This window comes from Pseudomonas zeae, from assembly GCF_014268485.2.
Taxonomy (GTDB): Bacteria; Pseudomonadota; Gammaproteobacteria; order Pseudomonadales; family Pseudomonadaceae; genus Aquipseudomonas; species Aquipseudomonas neuropathica.
In genome coordinates, this window is record NZ_CP077090.1 from 2083081 (window position 1) to 2104675 (window position 21595).

Consider the following 21595-nt stretch of genomic DNA (forward strand, 5'->3'; position numbering starts at 1 on the left):
TTAACCCCCAGTTAATCCAGACATGTGCGCCATAAATTTGACTGTGCACGGTTTTTTGACTTAACTAGTGGCTGTTTTCAGATTTCAGGCGTCTACAGGCACATGGTGTCCTGCAAGCGTCTCGCTTGCCCCTTATTTTGGGCATTGAGTTGACTAGGGAAGTTGCTATTGCATGTGGCGTGAAACCAAAATTCTGCTGATCGATGACGATAGCGTCCGCCGCCGCGACCTGGCGGTGATTCTAAATTTTCTTGGCGAAGAAAATTTACCCTGCGGCAGCCATGACTGGCAGCAGGCAGTCGGCTCTTTGTCGTCTAGTCGTGAGGTCATTTGCGTACTGATCGGGACCGTTAATGCTCCTGGTGCGCTTTTGGGCTTGCTAAAGACACTCTCAACCTGGGATGAGTTCCTTCCGGTTTTGTTGATGGGCGATAATTCTTCCGCTGACTTGCCTGAAGACCAGCGTCGCCGAGTGCTTTCGACCCTCGAAATGCCTCCCAGCTACAGCAAATTGCTCGACTCCCTGCACCGTGCCCAGGTCTATCGCGAGATGTACGACCAGGCACGCGAGCGCGGTCGTCATCGCGAACCCAATCTGTTCCGCAGCCTTGTCGGCACCAGCCGTGCGATTCAGCACGTGCGCCAGATGATGCAGCAAGTCGCCGACACCGATGCCAGCGTACTGATCCTCGGTGAGTCCGGCACTGGCAAGGAAGTGGTTGCGCGCAACCTGCATTACCATTCCAAGCGCCGCGACGCACCATTCGTGCCGGTCAACTGCGGGGCGATCCCGGCAGAGCTGCTCGAAAGCGAATTGTTCGGTCACGAGAAGGGTGCTTTCACCGGCGCGATCACCAGCCGTGCCGGCCGCTTCGAACTGGCCAATGGCGGGACCCTGTTCCTCGACGAAATCGGCGACATGCCGCTGCCGATGCAGGTCAAGCTGCTGCGCGTCCTGCAGGAGCGCACCTTCGAGCGCGTGGGCAGCAACAAGACTCAGAGCGTCGATGTGCGCATCATCGCCGCGACCCACAAGAATCTCGAAAGCATGATCGAGATCGGCACCTTCCGCGAAGACCTTTACTATCGCCTGAACGTGTTCCCGATCGAGATGGCGCCGCTGCGTGAGCGCGTCGAAGACATTCCGTTGCTGATGAACGAACTGATCTCGCGCATGGAGCACGAGAAGCGCGGTTCGATCCGCTTCAACTCGGCAGCGATCATGTCGCTGTGCCGTCACGGCTGGCCGGGCAACGTCCGCGAGCTGGCCAACCTGGTGGAGCGCATGGCGATCATGCATCCGTACGGGGTGATCGGCGTGGTCGAGCTGCCGAAGAAATTCCGCTATGTCGACGACGAAGACGAGCAAATGGTCGACAGCCTGCGCAGCGATCTCGAAGAGCGCGTGGCGATCAACGGCCATACGCCGGACTTCACCGCCAACGCCATGCTGCCGCCGGAAGGCCTGGACCTGAAAGACTACCTCGGTGGTCTGGAGCAAGGCCTGATTCAGCAGGCGCTGGACGATGCCAATGGCATTGTGGCGCGTGCGGCTGAACGCCTGCGTATCCGTCGCACCACCCTGGTGGAGAAGATGCGCAAGTACGGCATGAGCCGGCGCGATGGAGATGAACAGGCGGAGGATTGACGCCTGTTTTTCAACTGCTTCATTTATAAGCAGTTTTTTTTAGGCACGGGTATTGCTACAGCCCTCGCAACGTTCCGTTTAACTGACGGTCAGCCAAGCGAGAAAGCACAATGCCCCACGCCCAGATGTCTACTGCCTCCAGTCCCGAGGGGCAGCCGTCCTCCGTAGAGCAGGCAAGCCGACAGGGCCTGGAGCAGGCATTCGAGCTGTTCAGCCAGATGTCCAGCCAGCTGACGGACTCCTACAGCATGCTTGAGGCACGGGTAACCGAGCTCAAGGGTGAGCTCGCAGTCGTCAGTGCCCAGCGCATGCAGGAGCTGGCGGAAAAAGAACGCTTGGCCAACCGCCTGCAAAACCTCCTTGATCTGTTGCCCGGTGGCGTCATCGTCATCGACGGTCACGGCATGGTGCGCGAATCTAATCCTGCCGCTATCGAACTGCTCGGCTTGCCGCTTGAGGGCGAGCTGTGGCGCCATGTGATTGCGCGTTGCTTTGCCCCGCGTGAAGACGACGGTCATGAAGTTTCCTTGAAAAATGGTCGACGCCTGTCTATCGCCACCCGTTCGCTGGATGCCGAGCCGGGGCAACTGGTGCTGCTCAATGACCTGACAGAAACCCGTCATCTGCAAGATCAACTGGCACGCCACGAGCGCTTGTCCTCGCTGGGGCGTATGGTCGCCTCGCTGGCCCATCAGATCCGCACTCCGCTATCCGCTGCATTGCTCTATGCCAGTCATTTGACTGAGCAGCAATTGCCGGTCGCCACCCAGCAGCGTTTCGCCGGGCGCCTGAAAGAGCGCCTGCACGAGCTCGAGCACCAAGTGCGCGACATGCTGGTATTCGCTCGCGGTGAGTTGCCGCTGACCGATCGCCTGACCCCGAATAGCTTGATGCAGGCACTGCAAGCGGCGGCGCTGACGCATGTCCAGGATCTGCCGGTCCGCTGGCAGTGCGACAGTCATGCCGGCGAGCTGCTGTGCAACCGCGACACGCTGGTCGGAGCGCTGCTGAACCTGATCGAAAACGCCATTCAGGCCAGTGTCGGCGACGTCCGCCTGAAAGTGCATTGCTACACCCGTGACAACAACCTGCATCTGAGTATCAGCGACAGTGGCAGCGGCATCGAGCCTGCGGTTCTGGCGCGGCTCGGCGAGCCATTTTTTACCACCAAAGTCACCGGCACCGGCCTCGGCCTGACCGTGGTCAAGGCTGTGGCCCGTGCGCATCAGGGAGAATTGCTGCTGCGTTCGCGGGTCGGGCGCGGCACGTGCGCGCAGGTGATCCTGCCGCTGTTTTCCGCTGTACACGGAGCTGAGTAAAAGACATGGGCATCAAGGTTTTGCTGGTCGAGGATGACCGCTCATTGCGCGAGGCGCTGGCCGATACGTTGTTGCTGGCCGGGCACGATTACCATGCGGTCGGCTGCGCTGAAGACGCGCTGACGGCGGTGGCGCGTGAGGCGTTCAATCTGGTGGTCAGCGACGTCAACATGCCGGGCATGGACGGTCACCAGTTGCTCTCGCTGTTGCGGGCCCGCCAACCGCAATTGCCGGTGTTGCTGATGACGGCGCACGGCGCGGTCGAGCGTGCGGTCGATGCGATGCGCCAGGGCGCGGCCGACTATCTGGTCAAGCCGTTTGAACCCAAGGCCTTGCTGGATCTGGTGGCACGGCATGCGCTAGGCAGTATTGGCACAAGCGACGGCGACGGTCCGGTGGCCGTCGAGCCGGCCAGTGCGCAGTTGTTGGAGCTGGCAGCGCGGGTGGCGCGCAGCGATTCGACAGTGCTGATCTCTGGCGAATCCGGCACCGGTAAAGAAGTGTTGGCGCGCTACATTCACCAGCAATCCCATCGCGCCAGTCAGCCGTTCATCGCGATCAACTGCGCGGCGATCCCGGACAACATGCTCGAAGCCACGTTGTTCGGCCACGAGAAGGGTTCGTTCACCGGCGCCATTGCCGCACAAGCCGGCAAGTTCGAGCAGGCCGACGGTGGCACGCTGTTGCTCGACGAAATCTCCGAAATGCCCCTCGGCCTGCAAGCCAAACTGCTGCGCGTGTTGCAGGAGCGCGAGGTCGAGCGCGTCGGGGCACGTAAACCGATTGCCCTGGATATTCGCGTGGTCGCCACCACCAACCGTGATCTGGCGGGCGAAGTGGCGGCGGGGCGTTTCCGTGAAGACCTTTTTTACCGTCTGTCGGTTTTCCCCTTGGCCTGGCGTCCACTTCGCGAGCGCACTGCCGATATCCTGCCGCTGGCCGAAAGGTTGCTGGCCAAACACGTCAATAAAATGAAGCACGCGGCGGCGAAACTCTCGCCTGAAGCGCAGACGTGCCTGACCGCTTACCCGTGGCCGGGCAATGTGCGTGAGCTGGATAACGCCATTCAGCGTGCGCTGATCTTGCAGCAGGGCGGTTTGATTCAGCCGCAGGATTTCTGTCTGTCGGGTCCCGTGACGTACACCGCGATGCCCGTCGCCGCGCCGACCTCAGCGCTGCTTCGCGAGGTGGAAATCGAAGCGGATTCGGCCGGTGCACTGGGCGATGACCTGCGGCGCCGGGAGTTTCAGATGATCATCGACACCCTGCGCGCCGAGCGCGGCCGACGAAAGGAAGCGGCGGAAAAGCTCGGTATCAGCCCGCGCACCCTGCGCTACAAGCTGGCGCAAATGCGCGATGCCGGGATGGACGTCGAAGGTTATCTGTTCGCCACCTGACGTCTGGCGCAACGATTTGAAAACGCTTTTCTGAAAGGGGTGCCCATGAGCTGGCACCCTTGTTGCTAATACCTGTGTACCCGCCGAGTGAGTGTCAAAAAATTGCGGGCCGCCCAAGAGAGTAGACCATGAGCCAAGGTATTGAATTTAATCGGTTGATGACAGACATGAAGGCCATGAAGCTGGATGCCATGTCTGCGCCGAAATCGACGACCGCTGTCCCTGAGTTGGGAGGCAGCAGCTTTTCCGACATGCTCGGTCAGGCGATCAACAAGGTCAGCGATACCCAGACCGCGTCGACTCAGTTGGCCAACGCCTTTGAAGTGGGCAAGAGCGGCGTCGATCTGACGGACGTGATGATCGCTTCGCAAAAAGCCAGCGTGTCGTTCCAGGCTCTGACCCAGGTACGCAACAAGCTGGTTCAGGCTTATCAAGACATCATGCAGATGCCGGTTTAAGGACGAGATTGAGTCATGGCAGAAGCAGTCGCCGATAACGTTCCGGCCAAGGCCACCCCGATAGACGGCAAACCGCCGCTGTTCGGCCTGTCCTTCCTGGAAAACCTCTCCGAGATGACCATGCTGCGTCAGGTGGGCCTGTTGGTCGGCCTGGCTGCGAGCGTGGCGATTGGCTTTGCCGTGGTGCTGTGGTCGCAGCAGCCGGATTACCGTCCGTTGTACGGCAGCCTTGCCGGCATGGACGCCAAGCAGGTCATGGACACCCTGGCCTCTGCTGACATTCCTTACACCGTCGAACCGAACTCCGGCGCCTTGCTGGTCAAGGCCGATGACCTGTCCCGTGCGCGGATGAAACTCGCCGCTGCTGGTGTCACTCCCAGCGACGGCAACATCGGTTTTGAAATCCTCGACAAGGAACAGGGGCTGGGCACCAGTCAGTTCATGGAAGCGACGCGCTACCGTCGTGGCCTCGAAGGTGAACTGGCGCGGACCATCTCCAGCCTGAACAACGTCAAGGGTGCCCGCGTGCACCTGGCGATTCCGAAGAGTTCGGTGTTCGTGCGTGATGAACGCAAGCCAAGTGCTTCGATTCTGGTCGAGTTGTATTCCGGTCGTTCGCTGGAGCCGGGGCAGGTGCTGGCGATCATTAACCTGGTGGCCACCTCCGTTCCTGAATTGAGCAAGTCGCAGATCACCGTCGTCGACCAGAAGGGCAACCTGCTCTCTGATCAGGCGGAGAACTCCGAAATGACCATGGCCGGCAAGCAGTTCGATTACAGCCGCCGCATGGAAAGCATGCTCACCCAGCGCGTGCACAACATTCTGCAGCCGGTATTGGGTAATGATCGCTACAAGGCTGAGGTCTCGGCCGACATCGATTTCAATGCCGTCGAATCGACTGCCGAGCAGTTCAACCCGGATCAACCGGCGTTGCGCAGCGAGCAGTCGGTCAACGAACAACGCACCGCCAGCAATGGCCCGCAAGGTGTGCCGGGTGCCCTGAGCAACCAGCCGCCGTCGCCAGCCTCGGCGCCGCAAACCACCGGTGGCGCCGCCGCGCCGGCCGCTATGGTGCAGCCAGGCCAGCCATTGGTTGACGCCAACGGTCAGCAGATCATGGACCCGGCCACCGGCCAGCCGATGCTCGCGCCATACCCGGCAGACAAGCGTCAACAATCGACCAAGAACTTCGAACTCGACCGTTCCATCAGCCACACCAAACAGCAGCAGGGTCGCCTGAATCGCCTGTCGGTGTCGGTGGTGGTCGACGATCAGGTCAAGGTCAACGCGGCCAACGGCGAAACCACACGCGCGCCGTGGAGCGCCGACGAATTGGCGCGTTTCACCCGTCTGGTCCAGGACGCCGTCGGTTTCGACGCCAGTCGTGGCGACAGCGTCAGCGTGATCAACATGCCGTTCTCCGCCGAGCGCGGCGAAGTGATTGCCGATATTCCGTTCTACTCCCAGCCATGGTTCTGGGACATCGTCAAACAAGTGCTGGGTGTGTTGTTCATCCTGGTGCTGGTGTTTGGTGTGCTGCGTCCGGTGCTCAACAACATTACCGGCGGCGGCAAAGGCAAGGAGCTGGCCGGTCTGGGCAGCGACGTGGAACTCGGTGGGATGGGCGGCCTGGACGGCGACCTGGCCAACGACCGCGTAAGCCTCGGTGGTCCGCAGAGCATTCTGTTGCCGAGCCCAAGTGAGGGTTATGACGCGCAACTGAATGCAATCAAGAGTCTGGTGGCCGAGGATCCGGGTCGCGTGGCTCAGGTCGTGAAAGAGTGGATTAACGCAGATGAGTGATAACCGAGCCGCTACCGTCAAACTGACCAAGGTCGACAAAGCCGCGATTCTGCTGCTGTCCCTGGGTTCGACCGACGCCGCACAAGTGCTGCGCCACATGGGCCCGAAAGAGGTTCAGCGTGTCGGCGTGGCCATGGCCCAGATGGGCAACGTCCATCGCGAGCAGGTCGAGCAGGTCATGAGCGAGTTCGTCGACATCGTCGGCGACCAGACCAGCCTCGGCGTCGGTTCCGACGACTACGTGCGCAAAATGCTTACTCAGGCCCTGGGTGAAGACAAGGCCAACGGCCTGATCGACCGCATCCTGCTCGGTGGCAACACCAGTGGCCTCGACAGCCTGAAATGGATGGAGCCGCGCGCCGTTGCCGACGTGATCCGTTACGAGCACCCGCAAATTCAAGCGATCGTGGTGGCGTACCTCGACCCGGATCAGGCCGGTGAAGTGCTGGGCAACTTCGACCACAAGGTGCGTCTGGACATCATCCTGCGCGTCTCGTCGTTGAACACCGTACAGCCAGCAGCACTGAAAGAGCTCAACCAGATTCTCGAGAAGCAGTTCTCCGGCAACTCGAATGCCTCGCGCACCACCCTGGGTGGCATCAAGCGTGCGGCCGACATCATGAACTTCCTCGACAGCTCGATCGAAGGCCAGCTCATGGATTCGATCCGCGAAGTCGACGAAGACCTGTCCGGTCAGATCGAAGACCTCATGTTCGTGTTCAACAACCTCGCCGATGTCGACGACCGTGGCATTCAGGCGTTGCTGCGCGAAGTATCCTCGGATGTGCTGGTGCTGGCCCTCAAGGGGTCGGACGAAGGCGTCAAAGAGAAGATTTTCAAGAACATGTCCAAACGTGCTGCCGAACTGTTGCGCGACGACCTCGAGGCCAAAGGCCCGGTGCGCGTCAGCGATGTCGAAACCGCGCAGAAAGAAATCCTCACCATTGCCCGTCGTATGGCCGAAGCCGGCGAGATCGTACTCGGTGGCAAAGGTGGCGAGGAAATGATCTAAGCCCATGGACAAGCACGACGACGATGTGACGGATCTGATCCGTGCCCGCGATGTCCGTGGTTTCGAATCCTGGGCCATGCCCAGCTTCGATCCGCCGAAACCGGAACCCGAGCCAGAGCCGGAACCCGAACCGCCGGAAATGGAAGAGGTGCCGCTGGAAGAAGTCCAGCCACTGACCCTGGAAGAACTCGAAAGCATCCGTCAGGAGGCTTACAACGAAGGCTTCGGCATCGGCGAGAAAGAAGGCTTTCACAGCGCCACGCTCAAGGTCCGTCAGGAAGCTGAAGTGGCGCTGGCGGCAAAACTTGCCAGCCTTGAGCAGTTGATGGCGAACCTGTTCGAGCCCATCGCCGAGCAAGATACGCAGATCGAAAAATCGCTGGTCGACCTCGTGCAGCACATCACCAAACAGGTGATCAAGCGCGAACTGGCCATTGATTCCAGCCAGATCGAACACGTCATGCGCGATGCGCTCAAGCTGTTGCCGCTGGGCGTCGACAATGTGCGTCTGTACGTCAATCCGCAGGACTTCGAGCAGGCCAAGGCTTTGCGCGAACGTCATGAGGAAACCTGGCGCATTGTCGAAGACGAAGCGCTGTTGCCGGGTGGCTGCCGGGTTGAAACCGAGCACAGCCGCATCGATGCCAGCATCGAAACCCGCGTCACTCAGGTCATGGCCAAACTGTTCGATCAGTTGCACGAGCAGGCGTTGCACCCGGCTGAAGCGGATCTGACTCTGGACATTCCCGAAGACGTAAAACCGGCGGCCTCGCCTGAAGAGCCGCTCGCGGACGAACCCGATGCGCCTTGAACGCACCAGTTTCGCCAAGCGCCTGAGCACTTACGCTGAGGCCACCGAGATTGCCGGCGCGCCGATTCTTGAAGGTCGCCTGCTGCGCATGGTCGGCCTCACCCTCGAAGCCGAAGGCCTGCGCGCCGCCATGGGCACGCGTTGCCTGGTAATCAATGACGACAGCTATCACCCGTCCCAGGTCGAAGCGGAAGTCATGGGGTTTTCCGGCAGCAAAGTATTCCTGATGCCGGTCGGCAGCGTTGCCGGCATCGCCCCGGGCGCCCGTGTGGTACCACTGGCTGATACCGGTCGCTTGCCGATGGGCATGAGCATGCTCGGGCGCGTCCTCGACGGCGCCGGTCGTGCGCTGGACGGCAAGGGCGGGATGAAGGCCGAAGACTGGGTGCCAATGGACGGCCCGACGATCAACCCGCTCAACCGTGACCCGATCAGCGTACCGCTGGACGTTGGTATCCGTTGCATCAACGGTTTGCTGACGGTCGGTCGCGGCCAGCGTCTGGGTCTGTTCGCCGGTACCGGTGTCGGTAAATCGGTGTTGCTGGGCATGATGACCCGCTTCACCGAGGCCGACATTATCGTCGTTGGCCTGATCGGTGAGCGGGGTCGAGAAGTTAAGGAATTCATCGAGCACATCCTCGGTGAAGAAGGTCTCAAGCGTTCCGTGGTCGTCGCATCCCCTGCGGACGATGCGCCGCTGATGCGCCTGCGCGCCGCCATGTATTGCACGCGAATTGCCGAGTATTTCCGCGACAAGGGCAAGAACGTCCTGCTGCTGATGGATTCGCTGACCCGTTTCGCCCAGGCGCAGCGGGAAATCGCCTTGGCCATCGGCGAACCGCCGGCAACCAAGGGGTATCCGCCGTCGGTGTTCGCCAAATTGCCGAAACTGGTTGAGCGTGCCGGTAATGCGGAGAAGGGCGGTGGTTCGATTACCGCGTTCTATACGGTGTTGTCCGAAGGCGATGACCAGCAGGATCCGATTGCCGACTCGGCTCGAGGCGTACTTGATGGTCACATCGTGCTGTCCCGGCGTCTGGCCGAGGAAGGGCACTATCCGGCCATCGACATTGAAGCGTCGATCAGCCGGGTAATGCCGGCGGTGGTTTCGCCGGAACACATGCAGCGCGCGCAGTACTTCAAACAGTTGTGGTCGCGTTATCAGCAGAGCCGCGATCTGATCAGCGTCGGCGCCTACGTTGCCGGCGGCGACCGCGAGACCGATCTGGCGATTTCCCTGCAACCGCAGTTGGTGCGCTACCAGCGTCAGGGCCTCAACGACAAAATCAACATGGGTGAAAGCCAGGCCTATCTCGAGACCTTGTTCGCCCCTGCGGCGGGCGGGTAACCGGCCATGGCCGTCAGCCGCGCTGCGCGCCTGGCTCCGGTGGTGGACATGGCCGAACAGGCCGAGAAAACCGCCGTGCAACGGCTGGGCTATTTTCAGGGTCAGGTCAAAGTCGCAGAAAGCAAACTCGCCGACCTCAATGCCTTTCGTCTGGATTACTCGCAGCAATGGATCGTGCGCGGCAGCACCGGCGTGAGCGGGCAGTGGCTGCTGGGTTTTCAGGGTTTTCTGGCGCAACTCGACACCGCCGTCGACCAGCAGCGCCAGAGTCTGGTCTGGCACCAGAACAAACTCGACAAGGCGCGTGAAGAATGGCAACAGGCGTTCGCCAAGGTCGAAGGTTTGCGCAAACTGGTGCAACGTTATCGCGAAGAGGCGCAACGTCTCGAAGACAAGCGCGAGCAGAAGTTGCTCGATGAATTGTCACAGCGTTTGCCGCGACAGAATCCCTTCTAAATTGCACCGCGAAACCCTGTGGGAGCGAGCTTTCTCGCGAATGCATTCGGTCAACTGGCTCAATTGTTGACTGGCACGATGCCTTCGCGAGCAGGCTCGCTCCCACATTTGATCCGGTGTTGCACCTTGCCCATGGGTCTACCAAGTGCTAAACCTTGTACAGGTTCGTCAATGACAAGGAAGCCAGTCAATGTCAGTCGTTACAGAAGTCTCTCCGGATGGTCAAAAGCTGACGATTTCCGTCAAGGGTCGATTTGATTTTGGTCGCCATCAGGAATTTCGCGATTCCTATGAGCGGCTCGACACCAAGCCTGAATCCATTGTGGTTGACCTGAAAGAAGCCACCTACCTCGACAGCTCCGCACTGGGCATGCTGCTCCTGCTGCGCGATCACGCCGGCGGCGATAACTCGGACGTGCGAGTCGTCAACAGCAGCTCCGATGTGAAGAAGATCCTCGCCATCTCCAATTTCGACAAACTATTCGACATCACTTGACGACCATGCAGGCGCAAGAGCCGCTGACCATACTGATCGCCGAAGACAGCGCCGCCGATCGCCTGTTGCTGTCGACCATCGTCCGTCGTCAGGGCCATAACGTCTTGACGGCGGCCAACGGTGCCGAAGCGGTCGATCTGTTTCGCCGGCAGCAACCCGATCTGGTGCTGATGGACGCGATGATGCCGGTCATGGACGGCTTCGAAGCCGCGCGGCAGATCAAGGCGCTGGCGGGCGAGACGCTGGTGCCGATCATCTTCCTCACCTCGCTGACTGAAAGCGAAGCGCTGGCCCGTTGTCTGGAGGCCGGTGGCGACGACTTTCTGGCGAAGCCTTACAACCAGGTGATCCTCGCCGCCAAAATCAAGGCGATGGATCGCTTGCGCCGCTTGCAGGCAACCGTGCTGCAGCAGCGCGACCTGATCGCCAAACACCATGATTACCTGCTCAACGAACAGCGTGTGGCCAAAGCCGTTTTCGACAAAGTGGCGCATTCCGGTTGCCTGAGTGCGCCGAACATCCGCTACCTGCAATCGCCCTATGCCTTGTTCAACGGTGACCTGCTGTTGGCGGCCTACACGCCGGCGGGGGACATGCATGTGTTGTTGGGCGATTTCACTGGCCATGGCCTGCCGGCAGCTGTCGGGGCGATGCCCCTGGCCGAGGTGTTCTATGGCATGACCGCCAAGGGCTACGGCCTGGCCGAAACCCTGCGCGAGATGAATGCCAAGCTCAAGCGCATCCTGCCGGTGGACATGTTCTGTTGTGCCACGTTGCTGTGCCTGAGTTTTCAGCGGCGTTCGGTCGAAGTGTGGAACGGTGGCATGCCTGACGGTTATCTGCATCGGATTGCCACTGGCGAGCGTGTGCCGCTGGCCGCGCGGCACTTGCCGTTGGGGGTGCTGAGTGCACAGGCGTTCGATGATCGTACGGAAGTGCATCCGATGGCCGCCGGTGATCGGGTGTTCCTGTTGTCTGACGGGGTGATCGACACCAGTGACGCCAGTGATCAACTGTTCGGCGTCGAGCGTTTGCAGCAGGTGTTCGCCGCCAACCGCGAGCCGGATCGCTTGTTCGAGGATATCGAGCAGGCGCTGCGGGATTTTCGTGGCGAGGCGCGCGACGATGTCAGCATGGTCGAGGTCAGCCTGCTGGAGCCGGCGCAGGTCAAGCCGTCGGCGCCGGTGTATTCCGACAGCGGCCAGTCGTGCCCGCTCGACTGGTCGGTGAGCTTCGAGTTTCGTGGCGCCACGCTCAAGCGCTTCAATCCGTTGCCGTACCTGTTGCAGTTGCTGCTTGAGGTGCATGGGTTGCGGGCGCAGAGTGGTGCTTTGTACAGCGTGCTGGCCGAGTTGTATTCCAATGCACTGGAACATGGCGTGCTGGGGCTGGACTCCAGCCTCAAGCGCGATGCGGCGGGTTTTGCTCGCTATTATCAGCAGCGCAACGATCGGCTGGAGGCGCTGCAGGATGGCTTTGTCCGTGTGCATCTGCAGGTGCAGCCACAAGGCGAGGGCGGCCGGCTGGTGATTCGCGTTGAGGACAGCGGCAAGGGTTTTGATGTGGCGCGAGTCATGGAAAGGCCGCTGGACGGTATCCGTTTGTCGGGGCGCGGCGTCAGTCTGGTCCGGCAATTGGGGCATAACGCCAGTTGGTCGGACGAAGGTCGTAGTGCCTGCGTGGAGTTTTCCTGGGAGGTTGAGGCATAATTCGCGCAATTCTTGATCAAGGAGTGAACAAGTGACTGACACACATATTGATCGCGAGGCGCTGAGAGTACTGCGCGATGTGATGGAGGAGGGTTATCCAGAACTGCTGGATACCTTTCTGACGGATTCCGAAAGTCGCTTGGTTGATCTGCGAAAAGCGGTGGATGCCAAGGTCTTGTCGGAAGTTGCCCACAGCTTCAAGGGCAGCGCCAGCAATATGGGGGCTGTCCGTTTGGCGGCGCTCTGCCAGGAGCTGGAGTCGGAAGCCAAAAATAAGAGCCCGGCGGAAATAGTCAAACTGGTCGCTCAGATCAGTGGCGAATTTGCTGAAGTTCGCCCGGTTTATGAAAGCGAAAAACATCCTGCTCACACGCACTGATCCCGCCGTCCGGCGCTTTTTACGAGCGCCGGGCAAAACTGGCCCGGCACTTGCAGTTATCTCTGCAACTGTACCTACGATCCCAGTGCAGCGGAGACCGTTTCATGCCTGCGACCCCCAACATCCTTCTTCAGAATGCCGCTCAGGCCAAGGCGCAAGCTGCCTCGGCCAAATCGTCGGCTATGGCCGTAGACACCGGGGATAAAGCCTCAAGCTTCGCTAAAGTGTTCGCCGATCAGGGGTCGAGCAAGCCTGTCGCCAGCGCTGACAATTCGCCGAAGTCGGCGCGCGACAAGGTCGCTGACAACAGCGGCAAAAAGGACATCGGCAAAGATCAGTCTGCCGCTGCACAGCCGGCGGTTGCCGATAGCGGCAACGACTTGCCTGCCGACAAAACCGCAGCGACCGATGACAGCACCACCAGCAGCGACGACAACACAGACACCGCCCAGACGCCAGTGGTAGACGCGGCGCCGGTTGATCCGACGCTCGATCCGGCATTGGCAACCGCTGTGCAGCCGGTAGTCACGGCGCCAGTTGTGCAGACTCCGGCGGTCGTCGCGAGTGCCCAGCCTGAAGCCGAAACGCCTGCGCTTGCCGCACTGCCGGGTACGGTCAAAGATCCGGCACCGGCCACCGACAGCGATTTCGACCCTTCGGCCGATCCGCTCGACTCGATGCCGGCGGTACGCATGGCGATGGAGCAGGGCGGGCACATTTCCGCCGCCAGCCAGGCGCAACCGAAAGCGTCGCCGGCTCAGGCTCAGGCCGACGGTGAATTGACTTCCGCGCAAACCTTCGCCGCCGGCATGGCCAGTATGCTCGACGTGCAAGCCGACAAGGACAGCACCAGCCAGGGTGGTGACAAAGCGTTCAGCGGCTTGATCGACGATGGCCTCAAAGATCTCAAGACTGCGACCAGCGATACCCGCGTCGATGACTTCGCCAACCGTCTGGCGGCACTGACGCAGGCGGCCACGCCGAAGACAGCGAACGCGGTACCGGTGAATCAGCCGATCGCCATGCACCAGAGCGGCTGGACTGAAGAAGTGGTCAATCGCGTCATGTATCTGTCGAGTGCCAATCTGAAGGCGGCGGACATTCAGTTGCAGCCGGCTGAACTGGGGCGATTGGATATTCGCGTCAACATGGTCCCGGACCAGCAGACCCAAGTGACCTTTATGAGCGCGCATCCAAGCGTGCGAGAAGCGCTCGACGGCCAGATGCATCGCCTGCGTGAAATGTTCAACCAGCAGGGCATGGGGCAGGTCGACGTCAATGTCTCCGACCAGAACCGTGGCTGGCAGGGGCAACAAGGTCAGGAACAGGCGCAGCAGGGCCAGAGTGGTCGCACCAGCGCGGCCGGCGGTCGCCTCGATTCGGCGGATGACGAATTGGCGCCTGCCGCTATTGCTGAAGTTGCTGCTCAAACCACCAGCGTGATTGGCAGCAGCGCGGTCGACTACTACGCCTGAGCAAAATCAAGAGCCCCTCATCGGAACGCCGCCCGCCTAGCCCTCTCCCGGAGGGAGAGGGGACTGACTGATTGGGGGATGCTTGCGAAGTACGCCGACCGGATATTCCTGTTGTGAATCCATAATCGAATCGGTCTTGCAGGTCGGTGTTTGACGTCTTGCACCTCGGTCGGCCCCCTGAAACCCTCACCCTAGCCCTCTCCCAGAGGGAGAGGGGACTGATTGGGGGATGCTTGCGAAGTGCGCCGACCGGATACTGCTGTTGTGAATCCATGATCGACTTGGTCTTTCAGGTCGATGTTTGACGTCTGACATCTCGGTCAGCCCCCTGAAACCCTCACCCTAGCCCTCTCCCAGAGGGAGAGGGGACTGATTGGGGGATGCTTGCGAAGTGCGCCGACCGGATATTGCTGCTGTGAATCCATAATCGACTTGGTCTTTCAGGTCGATGTTTGACGTCTTGCACCTCGGTCGGCCCCCTGAAAACCCTCACCCTAGCCCTCTCCCGGAGGGAGAGGGGACTGATTGGGGGGATGCTTGCGAAGTGCGCCGACCGGATACTGCTGCTGTGAATCCATAATCGACTCGGTCTTGCAGGTCGATGTTTAACGCAAGACACCTCGGTCGGCCACCTGAAAACCCTCACCCTAGCCCTCTCCCAGAGGGAGAGGGGACCGATTGGGGGATGCTCTTGAAGTACGCCGATCTGATACTTCTGCTGTGAATCTCTAATCGACTGGGTCTTTCACGTCGATGTTTAACGCAAGACACCTCGGTCGGCCCCCTCTCCCTCCGGGAGAGGGCTGGGGTGAGGGTGCCTTTGACTTTAGCGTTGTCTCCAGCACTACCGACACTTCTGGCATAACACTTGCTCTTGCCTTGCCGTGCGACTGTGAAAACCCGATTAGTGACGGATTATTGGCATGGCGAAGAGCGAAACAGCAGCAGTGAAAGACCCCGCAACCAAAGGCAAACTCAAGCTGATCATTGTGATCGTGCTGGCGTTGCTGCTGGCCATTGGCGCGTCTGTGGGGGCGACCTGGTTCTTCATGCACAGCGCTCAGAGCAAGCCTGCCGAAGCCGCTGATGCAGCGCCTGTCGGCAAGCAGCCGGCGATTTTCGAGCCGATGGCGCCGGCCTTTGTCGCCAACTACAACCAGAACGGCCGTCAGCGCTACATGCAGGTGAGCATCACCATGCTGGCGCGTAATCAGGCTGATCTGGAAGCGCTCAAAGTACACATGCCGGTGATCCGCAACAACCTGGTGATGCTCTTCTCCGGTCAGGATTTCGCCACCTTGGCGACCCCGGTCGGCCAGGAGATGTTGCGCCAGAAGGCCACCGCCAGCGTCCAGGAAGTGGCGCAGAAAGAGCTGGGCAAAGTGGTGATCGAACAGTTGCTTTTCACTAATTTCGTACTGCAGTAGGAACACGACATGGCCGTGCAGGATCTGCTGTCCCAGGATGAAATCGACGCGCTGTTGCATGGCGTCGACGATGGTCTGGTACAGACCGATAACGCTGCCGAACCCGGCAGTGTCAAAAGCTACGACCTGACCAGTCAGGACCGCATCGTCCGTGGACGCATGCCGACTCTGGAAATGATCAACGAGCGTTTTGCCCGCTATACCCGCATCAGCATGTTCAACATGCTGCGCCGCTCGGCGGACGTTGCCGTCGGTGGCGTGCAGGTGATGAAGTTCGGCGAATACGTGCACTCGCTGTACGTGCCGACCAGCCTCAACCTGGTCAAGATCAAACCGTTACGCGGCACCGCGCTGTTCATCCTTGACGCCAAACTGGTGTTCAAACTGGTGGACAACTTCTTCGGCGGCGACGGCCGTCACGCCAAGATCGAAGGGCGTGAATTCACCCCGACCGAACTGCGTGTGGTGCGCATGGTGCTGGAACAGGCTTTCGTCGATTTGAAAGAAGCCTGGCAGGCGATCATGGAAGTCAATTTCGAGTACATCAACTCGGAAGTGAACCCGGCCATGGCCAACATCGTCGGCCCGAGCGAAGCGATCGTGGTCTCCACGTTCCACATCGAACTCGATGGCGGCGGCGGCGACCTGCACGTGACCATGCCGTACTCGATGATCGAGCCGGTGCGCGAAATGCTCGACGCCGGTTTCCAGTCCGACCTCGACGATCAGGACGAGCGCTGGGTCAACGCGCTGCGTCAGGACGTCCTCGATGTCGACGTACCCATCGGCGCTACCGTGGCGCGCCGCCAGTTGAAACTGCGCGACATCCTGCACATGCAGCCGGGTGACGTGATCCCGGTCGAAATGCCGGAAGACATGATCATGCGCGCCAATGGCGTGCCGGCCTTCAAGGTCAAGATGGGCTCGCACAAAGGCAACCTCGCGTTGCAAGTGATCGAGCCGATCGAGCGTCGCTGAAACGGCGCTCCTACCCCAAGCATTTAACTGAATTTTTGCCCGCCGAGGACAAATGATGAACGACGATATGAACGCCCAGGACGACCAGGCACTGGCTGACGAATGGGCTGCGGCCCTGGAAGAAACCGGTGATGGTCAAGCTGACATCGACGCGCTGCTGGCGGCTGATGCATCCAGCGGCTCGCGCCTGCCGATGGAAGAGTTCGGCAGCGTGCCGAAGAACAACGACCCGGTGACCCTCGACGGCCCGAACCTGGACGTGATCCTCGACATCCCGGTGTCGATTTCGATGGAAGTCGGCAGCACCGACATCAACATCCGCAACCTGCTGCAACTCAACCAGGGTTCGGTAATCGAGCTTGATCGTCTGGCCGGTGAGCCGCTCGACGTGCTGGTTAACGGCACGCTGATTGCGCACGGTGAAGTGGTGGTGGTCAACGAGAAGTTCGGCATCCGCCTGACTGACGTGATCAGCCCAAGCGAACGCATCAAGAAGCTGCGCTGAGTGAGACGGTTTCTCTGGGCTTTGCTGGCATTGCCATTGAGCGTGCTGGCCGCCGAGCCTTCAACGGCGACCACAGTGCCAGCCGCCACCGCGCCGATGGTCAACAGCGGCGTGGCCGGGCAACTGACGCAACTGGTGTTCGGCCTGTTGCTGGTGCTGGGGCTGATCTTCTTCCTCGCCTGGCTGTTGCGCCGGGTGCAGCAGGCAGGTCCGGCAGGCAAGGGCCAGGTGATCGAGCTGATCGGTTCGCGCGCGCTCGGCCCGCGTGACCGTTTGCTGCTGGTGCAGGTCGGCAACGAGCAGATTCTGCTCGGCCTCAGCCCCGGCACCATCACCGCGCTGCACGTGCTCAAAGAGCCGGTCGAGGTGCCGAATACCAGCGAGAAAGCGACCCCGGAATTTGCCCAGCATCTGCTGAAGATTCTCGGCAAGGATCAGAAGGATAAGAAGTAATGGGTGCGTTACGCATCGTCTTGACGCTGGCCCTGTTGCTGGCCGCGCCGCTGGCGTTCGCCGCCGATCCGTTGTCGATCCCGGCGATCACGCTGGGCACCAACGCCGATGGCGCGCAGGAGTATTCGGTCAGTCTGCAGATCCTGCTGATCATGACCGCCCTGAGCTTCATTCCGGCGGCCGTGATTCTGATGACCAGTTTCACCCGGATCATCATCGTCTTCTCGATCCTGCGTCAGGCCCTCGGCCTGCAACAGACGCCGTCGAACCAGATCCTCACCGGCATGGCGCTGTTCCTGACCATGTTCATCATGGCCCCGGTGTTCGACCGGGTGAACAAGGACGCGCTGCAACCGTATCTGGCGGAAACCCTTACCGCCCAGCAAGCGGTCGAAAAAGCTCAGGTGCCGATCAAGGACTTCATGCTCGCCCAGACCCGCACCAGCGATCTGGAGCTGTTCATGCGCCTGTCCAAACGCACCGACATCGCCACGCCGGATCAGGCGCCGCTGACCATTCTGGTGCCGGCGTTCGTCACCTCCGAGCTTAAAACCGCGTTCCAGATCGGCTTCATGATCTTCATTCCGTTCCTGATCATCGACCTGGTCGTGGCCAGTGTGCTGATGGCGATGGGTATGATGATGCTCTCGCCGCTGATCATCTCGCTGCCGTTCAAAATCATGCTGTTCGTGCTGGTCGATGGCTGGGCGCTGATCATCGGCACCCTGGCCAGCAGTTTCGGAGGTGTCTCGCCATGACGCCGGAAGTTGCGGTCGATATCTTTCGTGAAGCGTTGTGGCTGACCACCCTGATGGTCGCGATTCTGGTGGTACCGAGCCTGTTGGTCGGCCTGCTGGTGGCGATGTTCCAGGCCGCGACCCAGATCAACGAACAGACCCTGAGCTTCCTCCCGCGTCTACTGGTAATGCTGGTGACCCTGATTGTCGGCGGTCCGTGGATCGTGCAGACCTTCATGGAATACATCATCCAGTTGTACAAAAACATCCCGATGGTCATCGGCTAAGCCATGCAATCGCTGCTTCAGCTGACCGACACCCAGATCAGTACCTGGGTGGCGTCGTTCATGTTGCCGCTGTTTCGCGTCGCCTCGATGCTGATGGTCATGCCGGTGTTCGGCACCACCCTGGTGTCGCGCCGGGTGCGCCTGTATTTCGCCGTGGCCATCACCGTGTGTATTGCGCCGAGCCTGCCGCCGATGCCGGCGGTCAGCCCGCTGGATCTCAGCGGCTTGCTGCTGATAGCCGAGCAGATTCTGGTCGGTGCGGTGTTGGGGTTTTCCCTGCAGTTGTTTTTCCAGGCCTTTGCCGTGGCGGGGCAGATTGTCGCGATTCAGATGGGCATGGGCTTCGCCTCGATGGTCGACCCCGCTAACGGCGTCTCGGTGGCGGTGATCGGGCAGTTCTTTACCATGCTCGTCACGTTGCTGTTCCTGTCGATGAATGGCCATCTGGTGGTCTTCGAAGTCCTCACTGAAAGCTTCACCACGCTACCGGTCGGCAGCGGGCTGATGACCGCGCATTACTGGGAACTGGCCGGCAAACTCGGCTGGGTGCTGGGCGCCGCATTGTTGCTGGTGTTGCCGGCGGTGACGGCGTTGCTGGTGGTCAACATCGCGTTTGGCGTGATGACCCGCGCCGCGCCGCAACTGAACATTTTCTCCATCGGTTTCCCGCTGACCCTGGTCCTCGGTCTGTTTATCGTCTGGGTCGGTCTGGCGGACATTCTCAATCAGTACCAGCCGCTGGCCACCGAGGCCCTGCAGTTGTTACGCGAACTGGCACGGGCGCGCTGAGTCATGGCAGAGAGCGAAAGCGGTCAGGACAAAACAGAAGACCCCACGGAGAAACGTAAAAAGGACTCCCGTGAAAAGGGTGAAATTGCCCGTTCCAAAGAACTCAACACCCTGGCCGTGACCATGGCCGGTGCCGGTGCGCTGCTGGTGTTTGGCGGCATGCTGGCCGAGGACCTGATGGAACTGATGCGCCTGAACTTCACGCTGTCGCGCGAAGTGATCATGGATCAGGGTTCCATGGGCGCGTTCCTGTTGCAGTCAGGCCAGATGGCTTTGCTGGCGATCCAGCCGATCATGATTACCCTGTTGCTGGCGGCGCTGATCGGGCCGATTTCCCTCGGTGGCTGGCTGTTCGCAGCGGGCTCCATGGCGCCCAAGTTCAGCCGGATGAACCCGGCGGCAGGCCTGAAACGGATGTTCTCGTTCAAGGCGGTGGTCGAACTGCTCAAGGCACTGGCCAAGTTCCTCATCACTTTGGGCGTGGCATTGGCGGTGTTGTCGTCGGACGTCGATGACTTTTTGCGAATCGCCCATGAACCGCTGGAGATGGCGATCATTCACAGCGTCACGCTGGTCGGCTGGAGCACCTTGTGGCTGGCCTGCGGCCTGATCATCATCGCCGCCGTCGACGTGCCGGTGCAGCTCTGGGAAGCGCACAAGAAACTGCTGATGACCAAGCAGGAAGTGCGCGACGAGCACAAGGATCAAGAGGGGCGCCCGGAGGTCAAACAGCGCATCCGCCAGACCCAGCGCGAGATGTCCCAGCGCCGGATGATGGCGGCCATTCCCGATGCCGACGTGGTCATCACCAACCCGACTCACTACGCCGTCGCGCTCAAGTACGACTCGGAGAAGGGCGGTGCGCCGATACTGCTGGCCAAGGGCAGCGACTTCCTCGCCCTGAAAATCCGCGAAATCGCCGTCGCCAACAACGTCATGCTCCTCGAATCACCGGGGCTGGCGCGCTCGATCTACTACTCCACCGAACTCGAGCAGGAAATTCCTGGTGGTCTGTATCTCGCGGTCGCCCAGGTCCTGGCCTACGTCTACCAGATCCGCCAGTACCGTGCGGGCAAGGGCAAACGCCCGGATCCGCTCAAGGACGACTTGCCGATTCCGCCGGATCTGCGCCGCGATTCCTGACGTTGCCTTGCAGCCATTGGTCTGAGATCCCTCTTTACTGTCAACTCTGACAGGTGCGCTTCCCGTGATTTTGCAGTTTGATGCAAGGTGGCGCCGCGAACCTGGCGCGGTCAGGCGAGCGAGTGCAAGGGAGCAAGGCAATGAAAGGTATTTTCAGCAGCTACGATGAAAAAACCGGAAGGGGCACCATCACGCCGAAGCCCTCGGGACGATGTATTTCCTTTGCCGAGGCCACTGGGTTTTTTCTGACAGCAAAAGAATACCGATTCACCCTTCGATTGGCCGATGCCCAGCAGGCGAACGTCAAAGTGGGCGGCGAGGTCGAGTTCGAATTGCCCAAAAGCAAAAATGGAAAAGTGAAAATCCTCCGGTATTGAGCAATTGATCACAAAGCCGCTGAACGGGGCGGCGGTTTTTTATGATCGTTCCCACGCTCTGCGTGGGAATGCAGCCGAGACGCTCCGCGTCCCTTCCAAAGCCGAGCGCGGAGCGTCCGTTGAGACATTCCCACGCAGGAGCGTGAGAACGATCTTCGCGTGTCGCTACTGCGGCAACTCCAGATTATCCATCACCCGATTCACTGCCAGCTCACCGAGCATGATCAGTTGCGCGATCCCCAACAGCGTCCTGCGCTGCGACGCGGGGATGAGGTGGGCGAAGTCATGAGCGATGGTTCTAGCTGAGGCGAGTGTTTCGCTGGCATCGGCCAGCAGTTCCTCGTTTTTGAAGTCGGCGGTAACGGCGTACATCCGGCGGGTTTTACGGGGCGGTGGCGTGGAGCCGGGTGGGCAGAGGTAGTGATCGAGCGCGCGTTCGGCGGCGTCGTTGAGTTTTTTTGAATCGAGGGATTCGTAGGGGGAGGCGAGATCGATTTCGGGTGGGTTGGGTGTTGGTTTGATCATGGTGAAACTCCTGAGTTTATGGAGCCACTCTTTCCCTGTCGCTAAACAGGTGAAGGTGGCAGC

General features: G+C 60.4%; 23 protein-coding genes. 22 read left to right on the top strand and 1 reads right to left on the bottom strand.

What is annotated here, in order from left to right; genetic code table 11:
- Positions 1-172: 172 nt before the first annotated feature.
- The 22 genes from HU754_RS09210 to HU754_RS09315 all read left to right on the top strand — a co-directional run bounded on the left by HU754_RS09210 (position 173) and on the right by HU754_RS09315 (position 21007).
- Positions 173-1648, top strand: coding sequence for a sigma-54 dependent transcriptional regulator (locus tag HU754_RS09210; RefSeq protein ID WP_186624408.1), 1476 nt, complete (start codon positions 173-175; stop codon positions 1646-1648).
- 125 nt (positions 1649-1773) lie between these two features.
- Entirely contained in the window at positions 1774-2967 is a 1194-nt protein-coding gene (locus tag HU754_RS09215) for a sensor histidine kinase (protein ID WP_186624440.1), read from the top strand.
- Between the two features lie 5 nt (positions 2968-2972).
- On the top strand, positions 2973-4364 hold the full coding sequence (locus HU754_RS09220) for a sigma-54-dependent transcriptional regulator (RefSeq protein ID WP_186624407.1): 1392 nt from the start codon (positions 2973-2975) through the stop codon (positions 4362-4364).
- Between the two features lie 128 nt (positions 4365-4492).
- Entirely contained in the window at positions 4493-4822 is a 330-nt protein-coding gene (fliE, locus tag HU754_RS09225; RefSeq protein ID WP_007920044.1) for a flagellar hook-basal body complex protein FliE, read from the top strand.
- A gap of 15 nt (positions 4823-4837) precedes the next feature.
- Positions 4838-6625 (top strand): flagellar basal-body MS-ring/collar protein FliF, encoded by a 1788-nt coding sequence (gene fliF / locus HU754_RS09230; protein ID WP_186624406.1) that lies wholly within the window; start codon positions 4838-4840, stop codon positions 6623-6625.
- A complete protein-coding gene (fliG, locus tag HU754_RS09235; RefSeq protein ID WP_016771079.1) occupies positions 6618-7637 on the top strand; it encodes a flagellar motor switch protein FliG in 1020 nt (339 codons plus the stop codon). Before fliF ends, fliG begins: the two co-directional genes overlap by 8 nt.
- A gap of 4 nt (positions 7638-7641) precedes the next feature.
- Positions 7642-8448, top strand: a complete 807-nt coding sequence (fliH, locus tag HU754_RS09240; protein ID WP_186624405.1) for a flagellar assembly protein FliH — start codon at positions 7642-7644, stop codon at positions 8446-8448.
- Positions 8438-9796: a flagellar protein export ATPase FliI gene (gene fliI / locus HU754_RS09245; RefSeq protein ID WP_093439720.1), complete on the top strand. Its 1359-nt coding sequence runs from the start codon at positions 8438-8440 to the stop codon at positions 9794-9796. Before fliH ends, fliI begins: the two co-directional genes overlap by 11 nt.
- 6 nt (positions 9797-9802) lie before the next feature.
- Positions 9803-10252 carry a flagellar export protein FliJ gene (gene fliJ / locus HU754_RS09250; RefSeq protein ID WP_093439724.1) on the top strand — a complete coding sequence of 150 codons (450 nt, stop codon included), beginning with the start codon at positions 9803-9805 and terminating at the stop codon, positions 10250-10252.
- A 190-nt stretch (positions 10253-10442) separates the two neighbouring features.
- Positions 10443-10748, top strand: a complete 306-nt coding sequence (locus HU754_RS09255; protein ID WP_093439728.1) for an STAS domain-containing protein — start codon at positions 10443-10445, stop codon at positions 10746-10748.
- A 5-nt stretch (positions 10749-10753) separates the two neighbouring features.
- Positions 10754-12457, top strand: a complete 1704-nt coding sequence (locus tag HU754_RS09260; protein WP_186624439.1) for an ATP-binding SpoIIE family protein phosphatase — start codon at positions 10754-10756, stop codon at positions 12455-12457.
- A gap of 31 nt (positions 12458-12488) precedes the next feature.
- Positions 12489-12836: an Hpt domain-containing protein gene (locus HU754_RS09265; protein ID WP_186624404.1), complete on the top strand. Its 348-nt coding sequence runs from the start codon at positions 12489-12491 to the stop codon at positions 12834-12836.
- Positions 12837-12940: 104 nt separating this feature from the next.
- Positions 12941-14311, top strand: coding sequence for a flagellar hook-length control protein FliK (locus HU754_RS09270; protein ID WP_186624403.1), 1371 nt, complete (start codon positions 12941-12943; stop codon positions 14309-14311).
- Positions 14312-15234: 923 nt separating this feature from the next.
- Positions 15235-15738, top strand: a complete 504-nt coding sequence (fliL, locus tag HU754_RS09275; RefSeq protein ID WP_007920033.1) for a flagellar basal body-associated protein FliL — start codon at positions 15235-15237, stop codon at positions 15736-15738.
- A 9-nt stretch (positions 15739-15747) separates the two neighbouring features.
- Positions 15748-16716, top strand: coding sequence for a flagellar motor switch protein FliM (gene fliM, locus HU754_RS09280; RefSeq protein WP_003222890.1), 969 nt, complete (start codon positions 15748-15750; stop codon positions 16714-16716).
- Positions 16717-16771: 55 nt separating this feature from the next.
- Positions 16772-17221 carry a flagellar motor switch protein FliN gene (fliN, locus tag HU754_RS09285; protein ID WP_008077656.1) on the top strand — a complete coding sequence of 150 codons (450 nt, stop codon included), beginning with the start codon at positions 16772-16774 and terminating at the stop codon, positions 17219-17221.
- Positions 17222-17674 (top strand): flagellar biosynthetic protein FliO, encoded by a 453-nt coding sequence (gene fliO / locus HU754_RS09290; protein ID WP_186625662.1) that lies wholly within the window; start codon positions 17222-17224, stop codon positions 17672-17674. It abuts the gene before it with no gap.
- The gene (fliP, locus tag HU754_RS09295; RefSeq protein ID WP_095050183.1) at positions 17674-18432 is read left to right on the top strand and encodes a flagellar type III secretion system pore protein FliP; all 759 of its coding nucleotides are present in this window, start codon (positions 17674-17676) and stop codon (positions 18430-18432) included. The genes fliO and fliP overlap by 1 nt, the downstream gene beginning before the upstream one ends.
- Positions 18429-18698 (top strand): flagellar biosynthesis protein FliQ, encoded by a 270-nt coding sequence (fliQ, locus tag HU754_RS09300; protein ID WP_041072975.1) that lies wholly within the window; start codon positions 18429-18431, stop codon positions 18696-18698. Before fliP ends, fliQ begins: the two co-directional genes overlap by 4 nt.
- A 3-nt stretch (positions 18699-18701) precedes the next feature.
- A complete protein-coding gene (fliR, locus tag HU754_RS09305) occupies positions 18702-19487 on the top strand; it encodes a flagellar biosynthetic protein FliR (RefSeq protein ID WP_093439752.1) in 786 nt (261 codons plus the stop codon).
- 3 nt (positions 19488-19490) lie between these two features.
- On the top strand, positions 19491-20630 hold the full coding sequence (gene flhB / locus HU754_RS09310; RefSeq protein WP_186625659.1) for a flagellar biosynthesis protein FlhB: 1140 nt from the start codon (positions 19491-19493) through the stop codon (positions 20628-20630).
- Between the two features lie 140 nt (positions 20631-20770).
- Positions 20771-21007, top strand: coding sequence for a hypothetical protein (locus HU754_RS09315; RefSeq protein WP_186625650.1), 237 nt, complete (start codon positions 20771-20773; stop codon positions 21005-21007).
- Between the two features lie 165 nt (positions 21008-21172).
- Here HU754_RS09315 and HU754_RS09320 read toward each other — a convergent pair whose 3' ends face one another.
- A complete protein-coding gene (locus HU754_RS09320) occupies positions 21173-21532 on the bottom strand; it encodes a DUF6124 family protein (RefSeq protein WP_038361600.1) in 360 nt (119 codons plus the stop codon).
- Positions 21533-21595: the final 63 nt, after the last annotated feature.